The following is a 25,485-nucleotide window of genomic DNA, read 5'->3' on the forward strand; positions in this document are numbered from 1 at the left end:
AGCTGTTTGCATGTTTTTTTATTTAGCTATCAGCAGGGAGGATTAATCTTGCAGTATGAAACATATCGCTATCACCTTTACCCTCTTTATTTGTTTTTGGTTAAACAGTACCGCACAATTAAAAGAGCGTTCGTTTTCCGGTCACGTTAAAGAGAAAACAACCAACGCTGCAATACCTTTTGCAAGTGTTACCATTTTAAATGAAGCCGGTAAAGTACTGGTATCGGGCATGGCCGATGATAAAGGAAAGTTTACTTTGGGCACCACACAACAAGGCAAACTTAGCATCGAATTTAGTTTTATGGCCTACCACAAAGTAAGCGTAACAATTGAGGCTGATAAGAATAAAGCTGATTTGGGAACTGTTTTAATGGAGCCTGATACAAGGGTGTTAAACGAAGTATCGGTTACGGCCGAAAAAGCAGCCGTAAGTTTAAAGTTAGATAAAAAGGTTTTTGAGGTTGGAAAAGATATTCTTTCGCAATCGGGTTCGGTAACCGAATTACTGGCGGGGGTACCCTCGGTAAGTGTTGCGCCAGGTGGCGGCATAAGCCTTCGGGGAAACAGTAGTGTATTGGTGCTGATTAACGGCAGGCGGTCTGGTTTAACTGCCGGAACAGCGCTTGAACAATTGCCCGCCGACCAGGTAGAAAGGGTAGAGGTGATTGCCAATCCTTCTGCACAATATGATGCTTCGGGCTCGGCAGGGATTATTAATATTGTGCTAAAAAGAAATAAAAAAAGTGGTTTTAACGGGCAGCTTAGGCTGGTGGGCGGTATTCCGAACGACAGCCGGATTTCGCCGAGTTTAAATTATAAATCGAATAAATTAAATCTCTTTTCAACCGTTGGGCTAAGGTTTTCTGATTATGTTGGTTTATACAAAACCAACCAAAAGGTAAATCAGAATGGTTTTAACAGTATGCTTAACCAAAGGCAGGATGAAAACCGCCATGACGATGGAAGGCTGGTTTATTTCGGTGCCGATTATCAGCCGGATAGTTTAAATACCATTACCATTGCCTACCTGCGCAATGCCACAAAAGACCACGACAAAACAACATTGGCTTATAATTATTTCAGTTCGGTTCCAGATAGTGCGCTTGTGCGCTCGGGCGAATCGTGGGAAAACAGGAATTACAATCAAATTGAATTTAATTACACGCGGCTCTTTAAAAAGCCTGGGAAAAAGTTAACGGTAGATATGCAGTACGATTTCTGGAACAGTGCTAAAAACTGGAATCTTGCTACGAGCAAAATATCGCCATCGGTTGAGCAACGGCCCGAAATTAGCACAAGTAATAATGGTTCGAGCAGAGATTTTGCTGCGCAAAGCGATATGGTTACCCCCCTAAATAACAAAGCTACCTTAACCTATGGCATTAAAGCCGAAAACCGAAGGGTAAACAGCGATTTCCTTGCGGAAGGAAGAACCGGGGACGGCTGGACGGTAATTGATAACATTGACAATGGTGTGGGTTACAATGAGTTTATTGGAAGTGCTTATTTACAATTCAACAGTAAAATCAGCCATTTTTCTTATCAACTGGGGCTACGTAGCGAATATACCGAAGTACGTATAGACGATCGGAGAGATGTATATGATAGTAAAAAGGATTATTTAAAACTGTTTCCAACCCTGCATTTGGGTTACGAAATGAGCAAGAGCACTTCGCTGCAGTTCAGCTACAGCAGACGCATTAACAGACCGGCTTTAAACAACCTTTATCCTTTTAATGAAATAACCGATTACAATTCGAGATATGCGGGCAATCCTGGTCTTAATCCATCCTATGCCAATGTATTCGAACTGGGTTTGCTAAAACGCATGGGTACGCTTATTATCAATCCATCGCTGTACTACCAGCACAATACCGGGGTAATGATCGATTACAATTACCGTGAAAACGGGCTTTTTATTTCCATGCCTATCAACATTAAACAAGAAGAACGCTCAGGGGCAGAACTTTCGGTGCTCTATAATCCTTATAAATGGTTACAAATGAATATGGAATTGAATGTTTACCACTTCAGTCAGGCTGGGGTGTACGCCAGTCAGGATTTCGCTTTTTCGGGTAATACTTATACATCCAGATTAGGTACTCAGGTAAAATTGCCCAATAAATTTAGTGTGCAGGCCCGTTATAATTTTACCGGTGCAGTTAATAATGCACAGAGCAGCATGAAAGCAATCCATTCGATCGATGCGGGGGTTGGTCAGAACTTTTTAAAAGATAAGGCTAGCCTGTTGTTCGATGTGAGCAATTTGTTTAACCTGCGCAAATTTTCTACAACTACAACGGGGCAGGGTTTTAGCATTACGCAGGTAAATAGTCCCAATGCGGCCAGGTATCGACTCACTTTTGTTTACAGGCTTAATTTAAGCGATGGTCAGGGAGTTAGGCAGGCCAAGAGCGGAAATAGAAGTTAGGGGAACGTATTTTTACCATCTAACATATACAAGGTTAAGAATGACCAAGTCGGTTAGGTGTACAGGTAATTTCTTTAACAATTAAAACATATAGGCCCACTTTGGGAAAATTGTTCTTATATACAACTTATATGTCTGCAATGTTTTTTTGTTTTAGGACATCGCAATCGATAATCCCAAACAAAAAGGCAAGTGCGAAAAATCCGTCACTTGCCTTTTTTACCTAAGGTTATATATAAATTAACCCTGGTGCTCAGGCGCTCCATTAGGGTCCATCCAAACATATTCCCAATGGTGGCCATCAAGATCGTCGAAACTATGTTGGTACATAAAGCCGTAATCGGTAGCCGGATTAGGTACTGTGGCACCAGCAGCTACCGCTTTATCTACCATTTCGTTAACGGCATCCTTACTGTCAGCTGATAAGGCAATGGAAGTTTCTATTGCTTTGTGGGCATCGATGATTTCTTTTTGGGTAAAAGTTTGGAAAAAGGTTCTGGTAAGCAGCATAACGTAAATAGTATCGCTGATGATCATGCAGGTTGCTTTCTCATCGGTAAATTGTGGGTTAAAAGTATAACCAAGTTTGGTGAAAAATTCTACTGATTTGTTAAGGTCGCTAACAGCCAGGTTCACAAAAATTTGAGTTGCCATATTGTTTTCTAATTTAGTTTATTCAAAGGTATAATAAAGCCAGGTAGGTATTAATGTGCAAAAACGACAAGTTAAGGGGTTAATCGCGACTTATGCGAAATTTAATGAAATTGGAATGCCCGCTTAAGACAGTCACTCAAAAATTTGCATAAGGTTTTAAAATGATTTGTAATTCTTTTTATCTTTAGTTTTGGTTTCCGATGGCGGCCATTAAATACCAACTCCTTACAAGCCCTAAACCTTTAAAACCATTAATTGCTCATGAAACGAATATTGCCTATTTTAACAGTCTTGCTACCACTTTCTGCTTTAGCTCAACAGAAATTACCAGTTGTAAAAGCAAGTATTGGCCAGGCAAAAATTTACGAAGAGAATAACGCTGTATCGAGCTGGTATATCAATCCAAAAATAAAACTGGACGTTTTTACCACTGGTAAGTTCACAAAACCGAAAAGCATAAAATTCAAAACTGATATTGATTCGATCGTTTTTAACATCAGCCCCGGGCAGAAAAAGGAGTTTATTGTTTTGTTAAACGGAAAAGACTCGTGCCTCACCCAAATTACCGCTCCTGTACTAAAAAACTTCAGTAAGGTATCGCCCGAAATTCACGACTCAATACCTTTTTTTGTAAATAAATACAACACGAATTTTTTGCCGGTTGTTTTTAACGGTACTGATTCCCTGTTAATGAATTTTGATTCGGGAGCAAATGATATAGATCTTACCACCGCTGCATTGGCGAAAAAAGTGAAGTCGAAACCCAAGCTTTATAACACAGATTATGATATTAAAATTGGAAACCATATTTATAAAAGCAAAATTTATGATATCGAATTAGCTGGGAATGAAGTTGATGGTCTGGTGGGATGGGATATATTCGACGGAATGATTGTAGCGTTAGATTATGATCAGAATAAAATGATGGTACATTCTACCATGCCAAAGCAGATTTTACAGGATAAACAATACACCAAGTTTAAGATCACTTATATTAAAAACAAACCTTTTATAGAAAGTGAAATTTCGCAAAGCGGAACCAAAAATAAAAGCCTGTTTTTCTTCGATTTGGGTTACCAGCGCACGGCTATGCTTGATAACGATTTGCTGAGGGAAATGAAGTTTCCAACCGAGAAGATGGAAATTATAAAAAAGGTAATTATGCACGGAATAAAAGGTAATGAGATACCGGTAACCACGGTAAAACTTCAAAGTTTGAAGATTGGTAATTTTGAATTGAAAAATGTGCCAGCTCAGGTGATGGAGCAAAACAAACCCATGCCTGGTGTTAATGTTCATTACCTTGGAACGGATATTCTGAAAAGATTCAATACAGTTTTTGATTTTCAAAATAATGTGATCTATTTAAAGCCAAATCATCTTTATGATGTTGCTTATGCAGACCAAAAAACTTAATAATAATTTTAATCGCAAAGATGACGAAGTGAGGGCGCAAAGAACACAGCCTTAGGTCATTTCGACTGAGGTGCACCGATTGGAGATCTTTTAAAATGTGACTTTTCAGTCTTTTTGTATTACCTATTAATCAATAAATTGAATCTGTTGTACTAAATAAGCCTTCCCAAACTTCTGCGGATCGTGTACCACAGTAGCTTTAATGGCCTTCCACTTTGGCCGTTGCCCTTTTTGCCAGTTTGCACGGATTTCCTGTGCATTTAGCCAGATTTCTTCAAGCTCGTTCTGAACGGTACTATTTGCATAAGTGAGCTGTAACTTATCTGGAATCATATAATAATCGGCTCCTGTTTTGCTTAACCTAATATTCGGTCCGCCAACAGCGTAATTGGTAATGAGCTGCACGGTGAAAGATTCATTTCCTTTATACTGTTCTTTGCTAATTATCTTTTCGAAAATAAAGTAATATTCAGGTCCGTCTTGAAGTGGCTCTTTATCGCGGTTGAACCTGGCTTTAACTCGGTAAGTATAACCGGGTTCCCTTTGATCAAAACCCCAAAGCGAAGCACCCGCGTCTACATTGCCGGGCAACTTTAAAAGCACATCATTATCTGCAGCATAACGAGGGCTTACCAGCAATTCAACTTCCTGCCCATTTTTTAAGTTCAGCGGACCATATCTTTCCGATTTTTTACAAGAAACAAGTGCAAAGGCTACAAAAAGAAAAAGTATGTTTTTCATAGGTGAGTGGTTTTTAGATTAATAGTTCTGATATAAAACGTAATAATACCGATAAGCGCTACACATATTGATAATCTTTCAGGGTATTGTGGAGCATTAAAACTGATAATTTAGCTAAACCTTAAAATGTGCTAATAGTCCCGTGTTTTGTATAAATGGGTCTTAATACTCTACAATACCTTTGTTATCAATATTTAACAAAGAAAAAAATGTCGAAAATAATTTTAATTACCGGTGCTTCACGTGGCTTTGGTAAAATCTGGGCAAAGGCCCTTTTAGAGCGTGGCGATAAAGTAGCTGCAACCGCAAGAAATATAGCGGATTTAAATGATTTGGTAGAAGCTTATGGCGATGCCGTGTTTCCGCTTCAATTGGATGTAAACGATAGGGATGCCTGTTTTGCAGTAGTTGAAAAAGTTAAGGAGCACTTTGGCCGTATAGATGTATTGATCAATAATGCGGGATTTGGTTTATTTGGTGCCATAGAAGAAACAACCGAACAACAGGCCCGAGCACAAATGGAAACCAATTTTTTTGGACTGCTGTGGGTAACACAAGCAGTTGTTCCGGTAATGCGCGAACAAAAAGCTGGGCACATTATCCAGGTTTCTAGCTTCCTGGGCTTGGTGAGTTTGCCCATACTAGGTTTGTATAATGCCTCTAAATATGCGGTTAACGGCCTAAGTGAAACCTTGGCTACAGAAGTAAAAGGTTTTGGCATTAATGTAAGTTTAATCGAACCAAATGGTTTTTCTACCGATTGGTCGGGTGCTTCAGCTTTCCAAACAGAGCCGCTAGAGGCATATGCTCCAGTTAAAAAGGCGTTTTTTGATGCTTCAACACCCGATAGCTGGGGTAAACCAGAAGCAACGGTACCCGCTGTATTGGCATTGATCGACAGTCCTAACCCCCCTTTACACTTCTTGTTGGGTAAAGTGGCTCTCCCAGGTGTTAAACAGGTTTATGCAGAACGTTTGGCTGAATTTGATGAATGGGCTGAAGTAGCGGCCAATGCACACGGTCATTAATAAATCATTTAAAACCTTTAACTACAAGCTGTACAGAGTAATTGTGTAGCTTGTAGCTAATTACCATTCAAAGGGATGAAACACTATAAAAATTTGGCCGAATTACATAGAGAAAATGCATTTCCGCCGCCCGAGAATCCATTGTTTAGCATTTACAAATGCGACCACATGTGTAGCATGGGCGACCGGGAGTTTACAAGCGATTTCTATATGATCGGTTTTAAAAAGATTATTGCAGGACAAATCCTTTATGGACGTACAAAATATGACCACGAGAGCGGTTCGATGATGTTCTTTAAACCCCATCAGGTAATCGAAATGAAAAACCTGGAGATGGATGAAGACGGTTTTTTGATTTTTATTCACGAAGATTTTTTGAATGGACACATGTTGCATGATACCATCAAAAAATACCACTACTTCGATTACGAAACCAACGAAGCACTGCATCTCTCGCCTAGTGAAGAAAGCACAGTATGGGAGCTGTATCATAAAATTGAAACCGAATACCACAATAACCAGGATGAATATAGCCGCGAATTGATTTTGGCCAATGTAGATACTTTGCTTAAATACAGTCAACGTTTTTACAAAAGGCAATTTCTTAACCGCACAGAAATTTCGGGCAAAACAGTAACCAGGTTTAATGAAGAAATAAATAAATACGTTGCTAATGGATTATTGGCTACTAAAGGTTTGCCATCAGTGCATGATATGGCAGCGCGTTTAAACATTTCGGCAGGTTACTTAACAGACGTTTTAAAACAGGAAAGCGGAAAAACGGCTTTAGAACATATCCATATTTACCTGATAAGTGAAGCAAAAAACCGTTTGATCGGTGAAAATAGGTCGGTTTCGGAGATTGCTTATGCATTGGGGTTTGAGAACCTTTCTTATTTCTCGCGTTTATTTAAAAAAGAGGTTGGTATTAGCCCAAATACATTTAAAAAGCAGTTGCTGAATTGATGTTTTCGTGCTATTGTTGGTCAGGATTTACACTCGCCTTTTTAACTATTTATTTGTCCCCCAGATATAGAAGATGAGCGCAGATTCCATTATTCATCTCTTACACTCCCCCCTGACCACCAAGCGTACAAAGACATATTTTTTGTACAATAAAGCCCAACCCCCAGACTTCCGGCTGCTGATTAAAACACACTCATCCCCCAAAAACCTACGTTCCTGTACTTTATCTTTTTTCTTAAAATTAGTTTTCGTTGCTTTGTTTAGCGCAGAAAATTTTGGAAAAGAAATCCTATATATCGCTTTATTGGAAATGCCAGCTAATCGGTTGGTCGGTAGCTGCTTTGTACTGGACATTTCAAGGTTGGACCGCTGCTGGTCATTTTAGATTCGATCTGGCTGTTGTTCAGTTTGTTTCGGATGTGGCGATGTATATTCTGATTACACATTTGTACCGTAATTTTGCAAATAAAAACAATTGGCAAGATCTGGCGCTTGAGAAGCTGATCTGGCGAATGTTGATTGTTATTCCGGTGATGGGTATTTTTTATACCTTGGTTACCATTAGTAAGTTGTATCTGGTGAGGCAGCTGTTTCTAAGCCATCCATCACAGTCATATACCAGTTTTTTTACTGTAAATACGGCGGGTATTTTTATTGCCGGTATCCGTTTAATGGCCATATGGCTTTTAGCCTATCATCTTTATCACTACGCGAAAAGAGAAGTCAGGTTATCGGTAGAAAATGCCAGGTTGGAGCTTAGTTTTAAACAATCGCAACTAGACAACCTTTCCGCTCAGTTAAACCCTCATTTTTTATTCAATGCGCTCAATAATATAAAGTCCTTAGTGTATACCCGCCCCGATGCTGCAGCTAGGGCGATCGACCTGCTAAGTGAACTGTTGCGTAGTGGGCTATATAAAGGTAGTACCATGCTCATTAGGTTAAATGAAGAAGTAGACCTGGCGAGAGATTACCTGGAGCTGGAAGGTTTGAGAATGGAAGAAAGATTACAGTATGAGTTAGACATCGATATTTCGCTCTCTGGAGTGATGGTGCCACGTCTGTGCATTCAAACATTGGTAGAAAATGCGGTAAAACATGGCGTTGCATTAGAGAAACAAGGTGGAAAGATTAATGTAATCATTAACGAGCAGGATGGATTGGTTAGTATCCGTGTTTTAAACCCTGGTAAATTGGAGCAGGATAAAAGGGCTGCAGGAATTGGGCTTAAAAACCTAAAAGAACGACTCGATCTCAGTTACCAGCACCGTGCATCTTTCAGCCTTTATCAAATGGATCAGCAGGTTTGTGCTGAAATTAAAATCCCGATCAGATGAATAATGTTAGGACACTAATCATCGACGATGAACGAGGAGCAAGGCAGGAACTGATCAGAATGCTAAAAAGCTATCCTCAGGTTACGGTATTAGGTGAGGCTGCCAATGCGGATGAAGCCGAGAAGCTAATCGGACTTTTAAAGCCCGACCTGATTTTTTTGGATATACAGATGCCTGGCCGTTCGGGTTTCGATCTGCTGGAAAATTTGATACACGTACCAGAGGTGATTTTTGTAACTGCTTTCGACAGTTATGCAGTACAGGCTTTTGAAGTAAGCGCCATGGATTACCTGATGAAACCTGTACGGGAAGAACGCTTTAAAAGTGCAATTGATAAAGCTATAGAAAAGATTGGCACGAATGATTGCGCAGCTATTTTTGTAAAGGACAGGGGCAAACATCACCTCATAAAATGGAAAGATGTGCATTTGATCGAGTCGGTAGAGAATTACGCGCGACTCTTTTTTGGCGGTGAACAGGTATTGCTTAAAACTTCGTTAAATAGACTGGAAGAAAACCCCAATTGCCAAAGGTTTTTTAGGGCTAGCAGAAGTATATTATTTAATATCGATTATATCAATTTGGTGAAAAAAGATGATAATGGCACTTTCGTAGAACTTAAAACAGGAGAATCGATCAGGATCTCAGAACGCCAGGCTATTAAATTCCGGAGCCTGATTAAGCTATAAACATTAAATTTTTTAATTATGAAAATGAACTTGGTAAAACTGGGTGTGGCTGCGCTATGCCTTGTAATGGGACTGGAAACTTTTGCACAGCAAAAACTAACCTTGCCCGATAACAGTAATTATATCATCAACGATAGTGTGATGATTAAAACAAAATACGGCATTACTTTATCTGCAGTAGTGGTAAGGAAAAAAGGTATGCCGCAGAAATTGCCTGCCGCACTCTTTTATTTTATCTACTCCAACACCAATAGAAGTTTGATGGAAGCCAAATATGCCGCCGATCATGGTTATGTTGGCATTGTTGCCGATGCAAGGGGAAAACGGCTTAGTCCTGATGCGCCAGGGCCTTACGAACATGAAACCAAAGATGTAAATGCAGTTATCGATTGGATTATCGAACAATCATGGAGCGATGGCAGGGTAGGGATGTATGGTGGAAGTTATTCGGGTTTTGCACAATGGGCAGCGGCTAAATACCTGCATCCAGCGCTAAAAACCATTGTGCCCTATGTTGCAGCTATTCCGGGACTTGGTTTGCCCATGGAAAATAATGTTTTTTTAACCGCCAATTACCAATGGGCCTTTTATATTACCAATAATAAATATACTGATGATGCCATAAATAACGACAATGCGCGCTGGCGTAACATGAGGTTTAATTGGTGGAAAAGTGGGGCTGCTTATAACAAGATCGATAGCATTGATGGCACACCAAACCCATGGCTACAGAAATGGCTTAGCCACCCCGATTACGATGCCTATTGGCAGTCGATGGTGCCTTACGGTAGCGATTTTAAACACATCAATATTCCAGTGCTCAGTATCACCGGCTATTACGACGATGGGCAGGTTTCGGCATTAGAATACCTGCGCGAACATTATAAGTATAATCCATCAGCCGAACATTATTTAATTATAGGCCCCTATGATCATTTTGGGTCGCAGATAGGTGGAGTAGCCAAGCTGAGGAGTTATGAGGTAGATTCAATAGCACTGATCAATACCCGCGAAATCACTTTCGAATGGTTCGATTATATTTTTAAAGGCGGAAAGAAACCTGGACTGTTAAAAGATAGAATCAATTTTGAGGTAATGGGCGCAAATAATTGGAAACATGCTCCTTCACTGGCAAAGATGGAGGACTATCGTATCCGGTTTTATCTGGATAGTACAGCGAACGGAACGATGCTGTCGGAGCAAAAGCCAGCTAAAGAGGTTTTTATGAATCAACAAGTTGATCTGGCAGATAGAATTAAGTTCTACAATGATTATTATCCCGATCCCATTATAAAAAAAGAAATCGAAAGATCCAACGGACTGTTTTTTATCACGAAGCCATTTGATAAAGCTGTTTCGGTGTCAGGAGCCCTAGAAGGACAGCTTAAGGCCATCATCAACAAAAAGGACATGGATATAGGCCTGGTGTTGTACGAAGTTACACCCTCAGGCGAATATTTTCAGCTCTCTTATTATTTAGGAAGAGCCAGTTATGCATACGATATGAGCAGAAGGAGCTTGCTTAAACCTGGGAAATTAGAAACGATACCTTTTTATAGATCGAGAGTATTCAGCAAGCAGTTGCAAAAAGGGAGCAGATTACTTTTAGTACTCAATATTGATAAAAATCCTTTTGCACAGATTAATTATGGAACTGGTAAGGATGTAAGTAAAGAAACCATAAAAGATGCAGGCGTTCCGCTCAAAATTAAATGGTCTACACAGAGTTTTATAGAACTTGGTTTTTCGGTAGATGTTAAAGATTTGTTTTAAATAATGCGACGGGTCTGGATTTGCAGTCCAGACCTAAACGCTAAGGATTTGCAATCCGTTTTTAATTATTTATCACCCAGATCTAGAAGATGAATGCAGAATCAATTCCATCATCGAACATTATTAAATCACTAATGCTCGAAGCGAACAAAGGCATGTTTTCTTTTACAGCACATACTTCGGACTTCTGACTTGCGACTTCGCACTACTCCATCTTACATCACTTCAGACTATTCGCATCAGTTTACTCACATGGCTTTCGTCAACCAGGCCAAATTCTGCAGCAATTTGTTTCAATCCAAATCTTCTGCTATCTATTCGCTGTTGAATTAAATTTTTACGGTAATCATGGATGTATTGGCGTAAGGTTATACCTGTATTTCTTTTAAAGTAAGGGCCTATATAATCTTCTGAAAGATTAAAATGTGCTGCCATTACATTCGCTTTTAAATTTTTAGGCTGGTAAATATATTTGTGCAGGTAACAGAAGATGGCTTGAATGTCTTTTGAGCGCTGTGCATTACTTTTTATTTCGGGCATATTGCGCTGCATGATAGCAGCAAGCACTAAGACCTGTGTCCAGATTAAAGCTTCATTTTGCATCATGTTTATATTAAGTGATAGGATGAGCGCAATGATGTTTTCTACAATCAACAGGTCGTCGGCAGTAAAATTAAAACTTAGAAAATGTGTTTCACGGCTTTTGATCAGGTATTCCAGGCATTGTAAGTTTGCGGGGTTAATCCCCTTTTGATGGATGTATATATCGGTAAACTTGATGTAAATGAAATGTGTTTTTTCATCAATTTCGAAATGGTGCTCATCTTCCGGGCCAATTAAGAATAGATTTCCTTTTTCGTAAACAACTGGGATTTCGTTAATGATATGCTGGCCAGATCCATTTTTAATGTAAATCAGTTCGTAATGATTGTGCCGATGCACAGGATGCTGCCATTTGCTTACTTCAAATTCTGAAATAACAATAGGCTGAAATTGGACATATCGCTTCATCATAGATTTATACAAATCTATCATACTATTTTACAAAAACATATCTCTGGTTTGTCAAGATCTTTACTGCACATAAATCAATTTAAATTAAAAGACATGAATAAAAATAAAACAGCATTGGTTGTGGGGGCAAATGGTGTAATTGGCGGTAATTTAATCAGCCATTTAGAAAGCCTTGGCGATTGGGATATTATCGGTTTATCGCGTCGGGGTGGGACAGATACAGATAAAACCAGGTACATTTCTGTAGATCTGCTCGATTTACAGGACAGTAAGAAACAATTGAGCTCCTTAACCAGCATAACACATATTTTTTATGCCGCGTATCAAGATAAATCTACATGGGCAGAGCTGGTAGCACCTAACCTGGCGATGCTTGTAAATGTGGTTAATACTATTGAAAGTATTGCGAAAGACTTACAGCACATCAGTTTAATGCAAGGCTATAAAGTATACGGGGCGCATTACGGTCCTTTTAAAACACCCGCAAAAGAAACCGATGGCGGACATATGCCTCCGGAGTTTAATATAGACCAGCAACAGTTTCTTGAGGCACAACAAAAGGGTAAAAAATGGAATTGGTCTGCGCTCCGTCCATCAGTAGTTGCAGGTACCGCATTGGGCAATCCAATGAATTTGCTTTCCGTAATCGCGGTTTATGCATCTATATCCAAAGAATTGGGTTTACCTTTACGCTTTCCAGGTAAATTAGGTGCTTACGATAAACTTTTAGATATTACAGACGCCAGATTATTGGCTAAGGCAACGGTATGGGCGGCTACAAACCCTGCATGTGCCAATCAGGCTTTTAATATTACCAATGGTGATCTGATTCGCTGGAACGACCTTTGGCCTAAAATTGCAGCTTATTTTAAGATGGATACTGCCCTCCGCTTCAAATGCCTTTGCAAACCATTATGGCTGATAAATCGGCTTTGTGGACACAGCTGCAAGAAAAACATAACCTGGTTAAACACAGTTATGAAGAAGTGTCAGCATGGGCATTTGGTGACTTTGTTTTTTCATGAGACTACGATTTCTTCTCAGATGGTACCAAAGCCAGGCGGTTGGGTTTTCACGAATATATCGATACCGAAAAAATGTTTTTCGATCTGTTTGACGAACTTAAACGCAAAAAAGTTATCCCGAACTAGTTTTCTGGCCTTACAGATTTGTTATCTGTTGATAGAAATTATTAGTCAGCTGATGCTGACCTTATTCAGCGCTATTTTTATTATAGAACTAATGTTCTAATAAAGTTGGATATTTGCAGCTACAAATAATTTAACTGATGAAGCCCTACCTGCAACTTTTCGATTTTTCTAAGAAGATAAATTATAAAACTGAAATTCTTGCAGGTTTAACAGTGGCCATGACCATGATCCCCGAATCGTTATCGTTTGCCATTCTTGCGGGTTTCCCTCCTTTAACAGGTTTATACGCTGCTTTTATTATGGGTTTGGTTACTGCCGTTTTAGGCGGCAGGCCAGGTTTGGTTTCTGGTGGTGCAGGTGCAACGGTAATTACGCTCATTGCTTTAATGAAAAGCCAGGGTATAGAATATGTTTTTGCAGCAGTAGCATTAGCGGGCGCAATCCAGATTATGGTTGGGTTGTTTAAACTGGGGAAATTTGTAAGGCTGGTTCCGCAGCCGGTAATGTTTGGCTTCGTTAACGGTTTGGCGGTTATTATTTTTATGTCGCAGCTAGAACAGTTCAAAACTCTTGTTAACGGTAAGATCGTGTGGTTAAGTGGCACTCCTTTATATATTATGCTGGCTTTGGTATTGCTCACGGTGGCAATAGTGATTATTCTGCCTAAAATAACCAAGGCCATTCCATCCTCACTGGTGGCTATTATTGTGGTTTTTCTTATTGTTTTAGGTTTTGGAATTGATACCAAACTGGTTAAAGATATTGCTTCAGTAAATGGTGGTTTTCCGCCATTTCATATTCCGAAAGTGCCGCTGAATCTGGATATGCTGAAGATCATTTTTCCCTATTCACTCATTATGGCAGGTGTGGGCTTAACAGAAGGCCTGCTTACCCTGAATCTGGTTGATGAAATTACAGAAACCAAAGGTGATAGGAACAGGGAAAGTATTGCACAGGGAATTGCCAATATTACAAACGGCTTTTTTACAGGTATGGGCGGTTGCCCAATGATTGCCCAAACGCTGGTTAACCTCTCAGCAGGTGCCAGGGCACGGTTGTCGGGTATTATTGCGGCTTTAACTATATTGGTAATTATTTTGGTGGGCGCTCCGGTAATAGATCGGGTGCCCATGGCTGCCTTGGTTGGTGTAATGATGATGGTAGCCATTGGTACTTTTGAGTGGATGAGCTTTAAAGTAATTAATAAAATGCCTGTACAGGATATTATCATTGGTATCCTGGTGGCTGTAATTACAATTTGGTTGCATAATCTGGCACTTGCCGTATTAATAGGCGTAATTATTTCGGCACTTGTTTTTGCTTGGGAAAGTTCTAAGCGAATACGTGCCAGTAAATATACCGATGCCAGTGGTGTAAAGACCTATGAAATATTCGGCCCCTTGTTTTTTGGATCGATTGCTAATTTTAATGAGCTGTTTGATGTGGCCCATGATCCCCAGCACATCATAATTGATTTTAAGCATAGCCGTGTTTTTGATATGTCGGGTATTGATGCGCTGAATAAACTAACCGAACGCTACCGTTCGGTTGATAAAGAGCTCCAATTAAAGCACCTGAGTAACGACTGTAAACGCTTGTTGAAAAATGCTGATCAGATTATAGCGGTGAACATTATAGAAGACCCTACCTATCGGGTAGCTACCGAAAGATAAATAATTTAACCTTTCGTTTAAGGTATAAAGCACCATTATAGCTAAGCTGGTTTTTGCGGGCTATAATAGGCTAACGGCGATGCTTTTGCCCAAACTTTTGTTAGGCATTTAATTTAATTGTTTTCTTCATATTTCATGTTTTTACTAAAACGTTTAAGTATTTTAAAGAAATAGCAACAAAAAATTGTTCGAATTATTGTAATTGCGGGTTGAAAATATCCTTATTTACTGTTTTATAGGATGTTACTTTCTTAAATTATTTTGATAATATTTATTTTTTTACCTGTCTGGTTGACAATTATTTTGATAGAATTAAATATTATTGCCCTGTTTTATAAAAATTTCATAAAAATGACAATTCGTTATTAAAACGTTTTAGTATATTATATATTTGAGTTAACCAAATCCTAAATTTTATGAGAATCCTTAACTATTACTACCGAAGTACCTGTCTTTTTAACCTGGGACATATCTTGCCGTTTCCGAAAAAATAAGTTTTAGCAAATCATTTTTTTACCAATTAAAGATCCATTAACTATGCGATACTTATGGGCGTGCCTTGGCTTTTTTGCAGCGTTTACATTAAACGTTTTACCAGTTTTTTCGGCAGGTAAAAAGCTTCATAAAGGCCTAACAACCAATCTTCTTGTTCTACAGGATACGACTAAAATTAAGTTAGTTTCCTTAAAAGATTCATTGAGAAAAGACAGCTTAAACCAGATTAAGCAAAAAACACTTTACAATAAGTTATCTGGTGGTGTACAGAAAAACACCAGAGATTTATCTCTTTTCCCCGCCATTTCCTTACAGCAAAATTTAAAGGGCAATTATGCAGGCCTGTACGTTCAGGAGCCATCAGGCGAACCTGGTACCATACAGAATATGTTTTTAAGGGGAGCCCCCATGCCGCTCTTATCTAAAAAGGATGTATATGCCTCACAGCCATTGGTGGTGCTGGATGGGATCCCGCTCATTGGCGAGCATCCATTCGCTTTTGATATCCAGCAGTACGATTTCAACAGGATTGGTCCGGCTACTAATTTGCTCAGTACCATCGATATTAACAATATCGCATCGGTAGAGGTATTAAGCGATTTAGCCAGTACCGCTATTTATGGCCCGCGGGGTGTAAATGGGGTAATCCTGCTTAAATCTAAAACGCCTGATGGCATTGCGCGTAGCATTAGCTTTAACTCGTACATCGGTATGGTGCAAAAGCCAACCGTTAATACCATTAATGGTAAGTACGAAAATGCATTCAGACAACGCTTTTACGACATCTATACCACAAATGGCAGGTACTCTGACGACGAGGCTTACCCGGTTTATCTGAGCGATTCATTAAACAATGTATATAGTGGTAAATCAGACTGGACCGATTTATACTATAAAAATGCACTGGTTTATGGCATCAATTTAGGCTTAACAGGAGGTTCGGATAGGGCAAGTTTCAGGTTCTCGCTGGGTAATACCAAAAGCGAGGGGGTAGCCGATGGAACTGGTTTAGACCGTTACAGTGCTATGTTTAATATTAATATGAAACCTGTTAAATGGTTATTGTTTTCTGCAATGATTAACGGTAACCGTTTAAACCGTAACCGCAACAGAAGTTTAAGAGACCGTTTTGCACAGATTAATTATTTCCCGGATTTAAGTGCACCACTGTCTCCCAATAAAGATTATTATGCCAGTTACCTGAACGAGTACACTAAAGGTTTCGACGATAATAAAACCAATAGCATACAGGGTTTTGCCAAGCTGGTAGGGACTTTGGGTAAATTTAAAATAAGCTCTTCGTTCAACGTAGATTATAATGAAGGTTACCGGGATATTTTTTATGCCCGTACATTATTGCAGGGAAATAGCTACGCTTCCAACTACTACGGATTTAACCAACGCTTAATGATGGACAATAAGGTTACTTATGATCTGAACCTTAAAAACGTGCATGATTTCCATTTTGAGCTGGGCCAATCGATGATGTGGGATATTTATAAGTACAACTATGCTTATGCTTATAAAGGTGCCAACGATTATATCAAAATTAACTTATTGGATTCTAAACCTAAAAATGATGATGGTTCAGATAACGGAGCTTATTTAACACCGGTTGCCTTCCCAAGAGAACTTACTTACCGCTTTTTAGATAAAACAGTGGATAACCTGCTGTCATTTTATGGTAAGGTAAATTATTCGTACAACAATAAATATTTCGTTTCGGGCACCCTGCGCTTAGATGGTTCGTCTAATGCGCAGCCAACCAAACGCTGGTTTTATTCTCCGGTAATTTCTGCAGCATGGAATGTTAAAAACGAATTGCTGAAGGATAGCAGGTTGGTTGATGATTTAGTTTTAAGAGCGAGCGTTGGCCGTTTAGGCAGGACATTTATCTACGATAACTACGCACAGGGACCACAATATACCGCATCAGTTGGTTATACCGGAAACTTAACGGTACCGGGCTACAATGCTATTGGTGTGCTTACCAGGCCTTACTCTTTTGGTTGGGTAGGATATAACGTGCCATGGTCGTACTCTGATCAGTTAAACATTGGTGTAGATGTGGCGATGCTTAAAAACCGCCTGCATGTATCGGCTGATTTTTATACCAAGGCCGAGAAAAACCAGTTGCTGGGCATCCCATCATATGCTGAATATGGTTACAAACAATCGATAGAAAGCGGCCTGAACATGAGCAATACCGGGGTTGATTTAACCATTAACGCATTGGTAATTGCACAAAACAAATTCTCGTGGAATTCGGCCCTTAACCTGAACCACAACAGCAATAAGTTAACGGCATTGCCAAGAGGCTTAAACGAAATTATTATCGGTAACCGGTTCTTAAAAGTAGGTCAGCCGGTAGATCAGTATTGGTTATTGGAAAACGAAGGTATTTACACCGCAAATAACCAGGTACCGGTAGTAAACGGACAGCCATTAAAATACAATGGTACTCCATTAAAAGCTGGCGATCCACGCTGGAAAGATCAGAATGGCGATAACATTATCGACGAAAGAGATAAAGTATTGAAAGGCCATTCGTTACCGGTTTTATCGGGTGGTTTCGATAACGCTTTTACCTACGGGAACTGGAGCTTAGGTACCAACCTGTATTTCAATCTGGGCCGCAAACTGATTAACCAGGATATGGCCAATCGCTTTGATTTTGTAAACCGCGAGGGCAATACGGATATGACATCGGTAAAAGAAATTACTTTCTGGGAAAAAAGGGGCGATTACAGCAAATATCCGCTGTATAACCCATGGAGTACTGTAATCCCTTACCGTACCGATCAGGATTTGTTTTTAGAAAATGCTTCATTCCTAAAACTGAGATCTGTTTCACTTGGATACGATTTGGGAACCGTATTGAAAAAGAAGAACATCAAAATCAACAAGTTTTTTGTATACGGATCGGTTAATAATGTATTTGTAATTACCCCTTATACCGGGCAAGATCCTGAGCTGGTAAGTTACGATGGTATTGATACCGGTTATGGTCAGCCTATACCAAGAACGTATACCCTGGGTGTTAAAATGGAATTATAATATGGAAAGCAATACGAACAAAACATCAACAATGATGAAGAAGATATTATACACATTTCTGTTGGCTATAGTGGTTTTATCAGGTTGTAATAAAGCCCTTGAAACCGATTCGACCCGCGTTGTGGGCGAGAAAAACATGTGGAACACAGTTGAAGATGCAAGAGCAGGTATTATGGGCGTTTATGCACTTACCCGTGCTGCACTATCTGATAACAATGGACACTGGATTTATGGTGATGTAAGAACAGGCGAATTTACAAGTCCTAAAAGACAAGACCTTAAAGCCATCATCAGTAATAATTTAAATGCATCATACCCTGTGGTAGAATCACTTTCTGATTGGACCCGGTTTTATGCCATTGTTAACGGAGCAAATGTTTTTCTGGAAAATGTTGCCCATGTTAGGGCTACCGATAAACGTTACTCGGATAACAATATGACAGTAGATATGGCACAAGCCCGGTTTTTAAGGGCTTTTGCTTATTTTTACATGGTACGTATCTGGGGCGATATACCTTTCATTATCTCCTCAAACGAAGGGGTATTTGAAAATAAGCCGCGTGAGAGTCAGGCTAAGATTTTAGCATGGGTAGAAAGCGAAATGTTAAGGGCCGCTGCCGATCTGCCATACATTTACAGTGGAGGAGATATTCAGCAACCCAGCAATTACTACAACGAAGACAGGACCCGTTGGGGTGGTGCACTAGCCACAAAAGTTACGGCCTATGCCGTTTTAGCACATGTTGCCGCCTGGACAGCCGATTATTCGAGCGTGGCCAAATATGCCAAATTTGTAGAAGACAATTATGGCAGAAGCGGTGGCGGTTTTACTTCAGTAACCGATTTAAGCAACTCGAACGGATTTTTCTATAATAAAAACTTCAGGCAGATGTTTGGCTTTAACTCCGATTATGGCCACATTGATGGTTCATCAACCGGTCATATTGAAGAACTGACACTGGCTGAGCCAATCATTACCAAAGCGATACCAGATATTTATTTGCCTAAAGATTCCATTTTAAAATACTTCAACCTGCCGAAAGATGAAAGATTTGCTGTTGATACTTTAGGGCAGTCAAAATTCGACAGGTATTTCACCAACTTAAATGGTAAGTACCCCATCTTCAGTAAAATAAAGGTAATTCAGGGTGGGGGTACCGATCCGAACTTCAGGTACTTTACCAGCGCTTTAATTTTTACCCGCTTAGAAGATATTGTGCTTTTGCGTGCCGAAGCTTTGTCGGTATTAGGCGATCAGGAAGGGGCTAAAAACGAATTGCTCCAGGTAATAACCAGAAGGGTAACCTCAGGAACAGAGGTTGTGATAGACCTAACCAAGGTTGATATTCTCAAAATGATTTTTGAAGAAAGGCACCGCGAGTTAATGGGCGAAGGACAGCGCTGGTACGATATGATCCGCTACAATAAAATCAGACAGAACGATGCCAAATTTATGACCCTGATTAATTCGGGTGGCATTTACTGGCCAATTTCGCGTAAGCTTTTATTGCAAAATAATTTATTAACACAGAATACTTACTGGCGCTAACAATAAGGATATGAAACCATCATCAGCTTTCAAATTGCGCAACGAAATGCTTAAGCGCTTGATGGCTTCATTACCATTAAAATACAATCATAATCAGATGAAAAAATTTGTAAAATATGCGGGAGCCATAACCATGCTTTTATTGCTCGCCCTGGTGTATTCGGCCTGTAAAAAGAACGGCGGCTATTACGATGCTACCGATGAGACCGCGCCGTTTTCGGGAAATATATACGAATATTTAAAAAGCAAGCCTGGTGTTTACGATTCGCTCATTGTAGCGGTTGACAGGATGGGGCTGAAAAAAACACTTACGGATAGTAATGTGACTTTGTTTGCTGTTACCAATCCTAGTTTTCAACTGGCTTTGCGCAACTTAAATACCTTAAGAAAACAATCAGATAAAGATCCTTTGTTCCTATCGAATATTGATGGTGTACAATTGGATACCATGATTTCTTACTACATCATCAGGGGTGTAAAACCAACCGATTCTTTAAAACTACAGGATGGTTTGAACTTAACCAGTGTAAAGGTTGCTTACCCCATGCATGCCAAATCGGTAAAAGGATCGGCATCGGGGCAGGTAGGTGCCGGACCTGAAGTAATCGAATTCAGCAATACCAAAAAAAGCAAGTTTATCAGAAACTGGTCTACCAGTACAACGGCTTCCAATAATATCCGCACCAAAAACGGAATTGTACATGTAATCAGCCCCGATCACCTTTTTGGTTTCGATGGCTTTGTTACCCGTTTAACCTTTGTGCCGCCACCACCAAACTTAATGGCTACCGTGGGTGGTACTTTCTCTACCAACCGCGAAAATGGTGGTGGGCCAACCAGTGGCGAGAACTCCAAAAAAGTAATCGATGGGGATGACCACACCAAGTTCTTATGCGATTTGCAGGGCTTCTTAACCATGCAGTTTAAGCTTAAAACGCCAGAAGTATCGTCGGTTTATACGCTAACATCGGCTAATGATGGAGTAGAAAGAGATCCGAAAGCCTGGACTTACGAGGGCTCTCAGGATGGTGTAACCTGGACCGAACTGCACCGTGTTACCAACTTCTTCTTCGAAGAAAGGTACCAGCAAAAAGTATTCAGGTGTACCAATACCGTGGCCTACCAATATTACCGCGTAAATATTACCGAGTTAAGAAGTGGTGGTGTATTCCAGCTGGCCGAATGGACAATTAATAAAACGAAATAGATGATGGAGTACGGAAAAAATAAATTAGAAAAACTTATGAAGTCAATCCTAAAAAAGGAACATCTTTTTGTAGCGTTTGCGCTGGTTGTTTTGAGCGGATGTAAAAAACTGTACAATTTGCCTGACGAAAAAGATTACTTAAGTAATAATGTAAATTTTAGCAATAAAATTCTCGAGCCAATTATTGGTCGTAATAATTTAATTGGCGGCTTTAATGGCGATAATTCAACAGCCCCAATCACTTTCGAAATTGTTAATGCAAGATTTGGAGATGGCCGGCCGGTGAGCGATATTTTTCAAAGGGTACCTACTTACGTTTGGACTGCCCCTTATACGGGTTTAGAAAAAAGCCTGGCCGAAATCGAAGCCAAAAGAAAACTGGAGGAGCATTCGCTATTGGAAATCCGTTCTTCAGGGCAGTTTATTTTATGGGCATCGGCAACCAATCAACTCATCAGCCCAAGGCCAACAGATAGTACCAATTTTTCGCAGGATACCCGTTTTTTCGATGTAAAAGTTAAAAATACAGGTGGAGAGCGATTAATTAGAGACTTCCAGATCAGGCCATTCAGAGAACGCCCTTACGAGCCATCTAACGATTTTAATGCTTACACGGGCTTGCCTGCCCCTGATCCTAAATTTCCGCTTGATAAAAAACTAAGAGATTATATCCGCCCTTATTTAAACAACGTAATCGGAGCTAACAGCAATAAAAACCTGGTCAGCAATAACGATCAGAAAGATGTGGTGGTTTACATCCGCCCGTTTACAGGTGGCAACGGACACTCTTTACGAATAAAAGTTTTAGATAAAGATTCGGTAGAAATTAATCCGGTAAAATTCAACGAAACCGTGTGGGATAAAATGATACATGGTTTTAACATGCAGAAAACCGATAAATACGTACAGTACGATGTGGCTTATCCAATTCCGCTGGTAGAAATACCAACCTCGTACGCTACGGGCGGTTCGAGGGCAAAGGCCGAGCTGAGTTACTCGAGAGGTTCATTCGGTGGTGGACGTATCATTGCCAACTTCGGTATCGATTTCGCCATTTATAAGGCAGGCGACTGGGAAATTGTATTTCATTTTAAAACAGATAACCCAAAATTTGTCAGCGAGTAGGCAATATTTTAAGCTAATATTATGAGAAGAAATATACTTTTTTATGCATTGCTTATAGTATGCATAATGTTAGGCACAAGTGCTTATTCGCAAGAAAAATTCATTATTGTGAATGGTACAGTTTTAGATAAAGAAACCAAGCAAGGGGTACCTGGGGTTTCGGTAATTTTAGAAGCCACCAATAAAGGTTTAACCCAAACCAATGGCAAAGGCCAGTTTAGCGTAAATGTACCGGTTGGCGGAACGCTTATATTTAAATTTTTAGGTTTTAATACCCAGAAAACCAAAATTACAGGGGCCACTAATATTACGGTAACCATTAGCGAAGACCGCAAAGCGCTTGATGAGGTAATTATTGTAGCTTACCAAAAGAGAAGTAAAGAAACCACTACTGGTTCGGCTACTTTAATACAGGCCAAAGAAGTTCAGGATATTCCGGTATCAAACGTAGAGCAGCTTTTGCAGGGTAAAGTTCCTGGATTAAACATTCAGAACAATACCGGTGCACCTGGTTTCAGGGGTTCGGTACAGGTGCGTGGTCTTTCGAGCTTAAGTATTTCTGGTAGCGGTAACGAATCTTTCCTGCAACCTACATCACCATTGTATATTATTGATGGTGTGCCTTTAGATGCCGATAAAGCTGCCGAATTTGGTTTTCAAAGCCAGGGCCCAGGGGTTAGTCCGCTTTCATTAATCCCCCAAGAAGATATCGAGAATATCCAGATCCTGAAAGATGCCCAGGCTACTTCCATGTATGGTTCACGAGGTGCTTACGGGGTAATTATCATCACCACCAAAAGAGGTAATTCTAAGGTGCCACGTATCAGATATGTAACCAATGCCTTTGTTAATGCGCCACCTAAATTGCGTGAAACTTTAGGTGGAAATTCTGAACGCTCATTAAAAATTCAGCAAATTATCCTCAATGCACAAAATGTAAACGATATCCGTAACATTTCTAACACACCGTTTTTAGCCGATAGTTTAAATGCCTACTGGAACAACTCTACCGATTGGCAGAACGTATTTTATCAAACTACCTACAATCAGAGTCATAATTTGGCCTTAGATGGTGGCGACCCTAAATTTAACTATAAAGCCAACGTAGGTTATTATACCGAAAAAGGGGTAATTAAAAATACAGGTTACGACCGCTACAACCTGAACATGAATATGGAATTTAAACCAAACGATAAATTCAGGTTCTTTGGTTTCATTAACGGTTCGGTAGGTAAGCAGAATAAAGGTGATGGCGTTGGTTTGTTGCAATCGGGTGTTGCTGCTAATGGGCAGGCTTCTACCTTACTGCCTCCACCTTCTTTCTACCAGGCTTCCGGAGGTGTATTATCGGCTTTACAAACTTTAAACGATAACAACTCGCGGAACTTACGTACCAACGTAGAGGCACGTTATGAATTTATACCGGGTTTGGCGGCTTCTTCTACTTTAAGTTACGATTATACTTCCGATACCGAATCAACATTTACGCCGGCTGCCGCCAATGGTCAGTATGCCAAGCTATACGATTACGTGGGTAGAAACTTTCAGTTGTACAATCGTAATGGTATTACTTATGCCAAAACCTTTGGCGAAAAACACAACATTTTCGTAAATACCTTTAACGAGATTTATAAGCAAGGTGCACAGGCCGGTATTACCCGTCAGGAAAGACTACCGAACGACCAGTTACAAGGTCCTGTAGGTTACGATGATTATAATTCGAGAGGGGGCGGTGTACTGAGCAATTACAGAAATGCAACCATTGCATCATTTGCCGGATCACTTTCTTACGATTACGATAAAAAATATGTGGCCGAATTTTCATATCGTTTAGATGGTACCTCATCAAGTGGATTGGAGAATCCATACTCTAAAAACCCATCTATAGGTTTAAGGTGGAACTTTAACAAAGAAAACTGGTTAGCCGATTTAAAATGGCTATCGTATGGTAGTTTGAGGTTAACCTGGGGGCAAAACATTGTACCTACTGGAAACCTGCAAAGTATTTATGGTATTTATAATCTTAATGGCAACTTTAACAACAACCCTACTATTGGTATCAATTACGATCTTGTTCCTAATCCGAACCTTAAACCAACCACCACTACCCAATATAACCTGGGTTTCGATTTAGGTTTGTTTAACGACAGGCTATCGTTAAACTTCGATACCTATTACAAAAAGGTAGATAACCTGTTGTTTGATAGATTTTTATCAAACACTACAGGGTTTAATAAGCTGGCCAGTAACGATTTGGGTATTGCCAACTATGGCAGCGAGCTAATGGTAACATTCAGGCCGGTAACAAGCAAAAACCTGGATATTTCGGTATCGGTAAATGGTGCGTTAAACCGCGATGTACTGTTAAAACTTCCGGCCGAATACAACGGTCAGTACATCAGGTTCGATGGTTCGGGTTATTTACAGCACAACGTTTTCCGTGTAGGCAGAAATACGCTCTCAAACTATTTAAGAATTAACCAGGGCGTTTACAAAACCGATGCTGATGTACCTGTAGATCCGGTTACCGGAAAAAGGTACCAGAGCAATGGCCAGTTTTTCTTAGGTGGCGATCCGATTATTAAAGATGTTAACGGCGATTATATTTTAGATAACCGCGATTATGAAATTACCGGCAATTCGCAGCCTCTGGTTACAGGAGGTTTATCTACCAACATCAGGTATAAAAACTGGGGTTTAAATGTGTATGCAACCTATACTGCAGACCGGACGATCTTAAACAATGCCCTGGCCGATAGGATTGCCATTATGCGTAACCCTTTCTCGCTAACCTCGGTAGTACCTTTAAACGATCTGAATATCTGGAGAGCACCTGGCGATGTAGCTAAATACCCTTACCCTTATGATTATGCCCGTTTCGATCAGATTCAGCCTCTGCGTGCCGACCAAACCCTTTGGCAGGAAAGCGGAAGCTATTTAAAAGTGAGTAACGTAACACTTTCTTATATGTTCAATAAAAAATGGATCAGCAGATTTGGCCTGAATCAGTTGCGTATTTATGCTTCTACCAACAACCTGATTACCTTTTCGAAATATAGTGGCCCTAACCCAGAAAACGTAACCACATTAGGTCGCGATATTTCAAACGGTTACCCGGTTCCGCGTACCTATAACCTTGGTTTAAACTTAGAACTTAATACAGGCAACTAATCAATATT

Annotated in this window: 17 protein-coding genes; 14 read left to right on the top strand and 3 right to left on the bottom strand. The window is 39.9% G+C overall.

Annotated features, from left to right (window positions below):
• The first annotated feature begins 55 nt into the window (after window positions 1-55).
• A complete protein-coding gene (locus H9N25_RS23320; protein WP_190327402.1) occupies window positions 56-2,431 on the top strand; it encodes a TonB-dependent receptor domain-containing protein in 2,376 nt (791 codons plus the stop codon).
• A 240-nt stretch (window positions 2,432-2,671) separates the two neighbouring features.
• On the opposite strand, the gene H9N25_RS23325 is transcribed toward H9N25_RS23320, so the two are convergent.
• The gene (locus H9N25_RS23325) at window positions 2,672-3,085 is read right to left on the bottom strand and encodes a VOC family protein (RefSeq protein ID WP_167296440.1); all 414 of its coding nucleotides are present in this window, start codon (window positions 3,083-3,085) and stop codon (window positions 2,672-2,674) included.
• Window positions 3,086-3,346: 261 nt separating this feature from the next.
• Here H9N25_RS23325 and H9N25_RS23330 point away from each other — a divergent pair, with 261 nt between their 5' ends.
• Complete coding sequence (locus H9N25_RS23330; protein ID WP_190327403.1) at window positions 3,347-4,501, top strand: aspartyl protease family protein; 1,155 nt, start codon at window positions 3,347-3,349, stop codon at window positions 4,499-4,501.
• A gap of 126 nt (window positions 4,502-4,627) precedes the next feature.
• On the opposite strand, the gene H9N25_RS23335 is transcribed toward H9N25_RS23330, so the two are convergent.
• Window positions 4,628-5,242 (bottom strand): hypothetical protein, encoded by a 615-nt coding sequence (locus H9N25_RS23335; RefSeq protein ID WP_169502520.1) that lies wholly within the window; start codon window positions 5,240-5,242, stop codon window positions 4,628-4,630.
• Between the two features lie 209 nt (window positions 5,243-5,451).
• On the opposite strand from H9N25_RS23335, the gene H9N25_RS23340 reads away from it, so the two are divergent.
• From H9N25_RS23340 to H9N25_RS23360, 5 genes are all read left to right on the top strand, one after another.
• Window positions 5,452-6,270 (top strand): SDR family NAD(P)-dependent oxidoreductase, encoded by an 819-nt coding sequence (locus H9N25_RS23340; RefSeq protein ID WP_190327404.1) that lies wholly within the window; start codon window positions 5,452-5,454, stop codon window positions 6,268-6,270.
• A 75-nt stretch (window positions 6,271-6,345) separates the two neighbouring features.
• Window positions 6,346-7,236: a helix-turn-helix domain-containing protein gene (locus tag H9N25_RS23345; RefSeq protein ID WP_167296444.1), complete on the top strand. Its 891-nt coding sequence runs from the start codon at window positions 6,346-6,348 to the stop codon at window positions 7,234-7,236.
• A gap of 275 nt (window positions 7,237-7,511) precedes the next feature.
• Window positions 7,512-8,573 carry a sensor histidine kinase gene (locus H9N25_RS23350; protein ID WP_190327405.1) on the top strand — a complete coding sequence of 354 codons (1,062 nt, stop codon included), beginning with the start codon at window positions 7,512-7,514 and terminating at the stop codon, window positions 8,571-8,573.
• A complete protein-coding gene (locus tag H9N25_RS23355) occupies window positions 8,570-9,262 on the top strand; it encodes a LytR/AlgR family response regulator transcription factor (protein ID WP_190327406.1) in 693 nt (230 codons plus the stop codon). Before H9N25_RS23350 ends, H9N25_RS23355 begins: the two co-directional genes overlap by 4 nt.
• 18 nt (window positions 9,263-9,280) lie before the next feature.
• Window positions 9,281-11,035, top strand: a complete 1,755-nt coding sequence (locus tag H9N25_RS23360) for a CocE/NonD family hydrolase (RefSeq protein WP_223833496.1) — start codon at window positions 9,281-9,283, stop codon at window positions 11,033-11,035.
• Between the two features lie 225 nt (window positions 11,036-11,260).
• On the opposite strand, the gene H9N25_RS23365 is transcribed toward H9N25_RS23360, so the two are convergent.
• The gene (locus H9N25_RS23365; protein ID WP_190327407.1) at window positions 11,261-12,049 is read right to left on the bottom strand and encodes an AraC family transcriptional regulator; all 789 of its coding nucleotides are present in this window, start codon (window positions 12,047-12,049) and stop codon (window positions 11,261-11,263) included.
• Between the two features lie 93 nt (window positions 12,050-12,142).
• Between H9N25_RS23365 and H9N25_RS23370 the strand changes: the two genes are divergently transcribed.
• The 7 genes from H9N25_RS23370 (at window position 12,143) to H9N25_RS23400 (ending at window position 25,477) form a co-directional block, all read left to right on the top strand.
• Complete coding sequence (locus H9N25_RS23370) at window positions 12,143-13,300, top strand: SDR family oxidoreductase (protein WP_223833497.1); 1,158 nt, start codon at window positions 12,143-12,145, stop codon at window positions 13,298-13,300.
• A 37-nt stretch (window positions 13,301-13,337) separates the two neighbouring features.
• Window positions 13,338-14,873 carry a SulP family inorganic anion transporter gene (locus H9N25_RS23375; protein WP_190327408.1) on the top strand — a complete coding sequence of 512 codons (1,536 nt, stop codon included), beginning with the start codon at window positions 13,338-13,340 and terminating at the stop codon, window positions 14,871-14,873.
• A 537-nt stretch (window positions 14,874-15,410) separates the two neighbouring features.
• Entirely contained in the window at window positions 15,411-18,425 is a 3,015-nt protein-coding gene (locus H9N25_RS23380; protein WP_190327409.1) for a SusC/RagA family TonB-linked outer membrane protein, read from the top strand.
• Between the two features lie 31 nt (window positions 18,426-18,456).
• The gene (locus tag H9N25_RS23385; protein WP_223833498.1) at window positions 18,457-19,974 is read left to right on the top strand and encodes a RagB/SusD family nutrient uptake outer membrane protein; all 1,518 of its coding nucleotides are present in this window, start codon (window positions 18,457-18,459) and stop codon (window positions 19,972-19,974) included.
• Window positions 19,975-19,984: 10 nt separating this feature from the next.
• Complete coding sequence (locus tag H9N25_RS23390) at window positions 19,985-21,181, top strand: fasciclin domain-containing protein (protein ID WP_223833499.1); 1,197 nt, start codon at window positions 19,985-19,987, stop codon at window positions 21,179-21,181.
• 36 nt (window positions 21,182-21,217) lie between these two features.
• Entirely contained in the window at window positions 21,218-22,306 is a 1,089-nt protein-coding gene (locus H9N25_RS23395; protein ID WP_190327411.1) for a DUF5007 domain-containing protein, read from the top strand.
• Between the two features lie 21 nt (window positions 22,307-22,327).
• A complete protein-coding gene (locus H9N25_RS23400) occupies window positions 22,328-25,477 on the top strand; it encodes a SusC/RagA family TonB-linked outer membrane protein (RefSeq protein WP_223833500.1) in 3,150 nt (1,049 codons plus the stop codon).
• The last annotated feature ends 8 nt before the right edge of the window (window positions 25,478-25,485 follow it).

Source organism: Pedobacter riviphilus, from assembly GCF_014692875.1.
In the GTDB taxonomy this organism is placed as follows: Bacteria; Bacteroidota; Bacteroidia; order Sphingobacteriales; family Sphingobacteriaceae; genus Pedobacter; species Pedobacter riviphilus.

Coding starts and splice junctions, on each gene's coding strand:
- H9N25_RS23400 (WP_223833500.1), top strand. CDS start 22,328: ATGAGAAGAAATATACTTTTTTATGCATTGCTTATAGTATGCATAATG.
- H9N25_RS23340 (WP_190327404.1), top strand. CDS start 5,452: ATGTCGAAAATAATTTTAATTACCGGTGCTTCACGTGGCTTTGGTAAA.
- H9N25_RS23360 (WP_223833496.1), top strand. CDS start 9,281: ATGAAAATGAACTTGGTAAAACTGGGTGTGGCTGCGCTATGCCTTGTA.
- H9N25_RS23380 (WP_190327409.1), top strand. CDS start 15,411: ATGCGATACTTATGGGCGTGCCTTGGCTTTTTTGCAGCGTTTACATTA.
- H9N25_RS23375 (WP_190327408.1), top strand. CDS start 13,338: ATGAAGCCCTACCTGCAACTTTTCGATTTTTCTAAGAAGATAAATTAT.
- H9N25_RS23335 (WP_169502520.1), bottom strand. CDS start 5,242: ATGAAAAACATACTTTTTCTTTTTGTAGCCTTTGCACTTGTTTCTTGT.
- H9N25_RS23345 (WP_167296444.1), top strand. CDS start 6,346: ATGAAACACTATAAAAATTTGGCCGAATTACATAGAGAAAATGCATTT.
- H9N25_RS23385 (WP_223833498.1), top strand. CDS start 18,457: ATGATGAAGAAGATATTATACACATTTCTGTTGGCTATAGTGGTTTTA.
- H9N25_RS23330 (WP_190327403.1), top strand. CDS start 3,347: ATGAAACGAATATTGCCTATTTTAACAGTCTTGCTACCACTTTCTGCT.
- H9N25_RS23365 (WP_190327407.1), bottom strand. CDS start 12,049: ATGATGAAGCGATATGTCCAATTTCAGCCTATTGTTATTTCAGAATTT.
- H9N25_RS23390 (WP_223833499.1), top strand. CDS start 19,985: ATGAAACCATCATCAGCTTTCAAATTGCGCAACGAAATGCTTAAGCGC.
- H9N25_RS23325 (WP_167296440.1), bottom strand. CDS start 3,085: ATGGCAACTCAAATTTTTGTGAACCTGGCTGTTAGCGACCTTAACAAA.
- H9N25_RS23395 (WP_190327411.1), top strand. CDS start 21,218: ATGAAGTCAATCCTAAAAAAGGAACATCTTTTTGTAGCGTTTGCGCTG.
- H9N25_RS23320 (WP_190327402.1), top strand. CDS start 56: ATGAAACATATCGCTATCACCTTTACCCTCTTTATTTGTTTTTGGTTA.
- H9N25_RS23370 (WP_223833497.1), top strand. CDS start 12,143: ATGAATAAAAATAAAACAGCATTGGTTGTGGGGGCAAATGGTGTAATT.
- H9N25_RS23355 (WP_190327406.1), top strand. CDS start 8,570: ATGAATAATGTTAGGACACTAATCATCGACGATGAACGAGGAGCAAGG.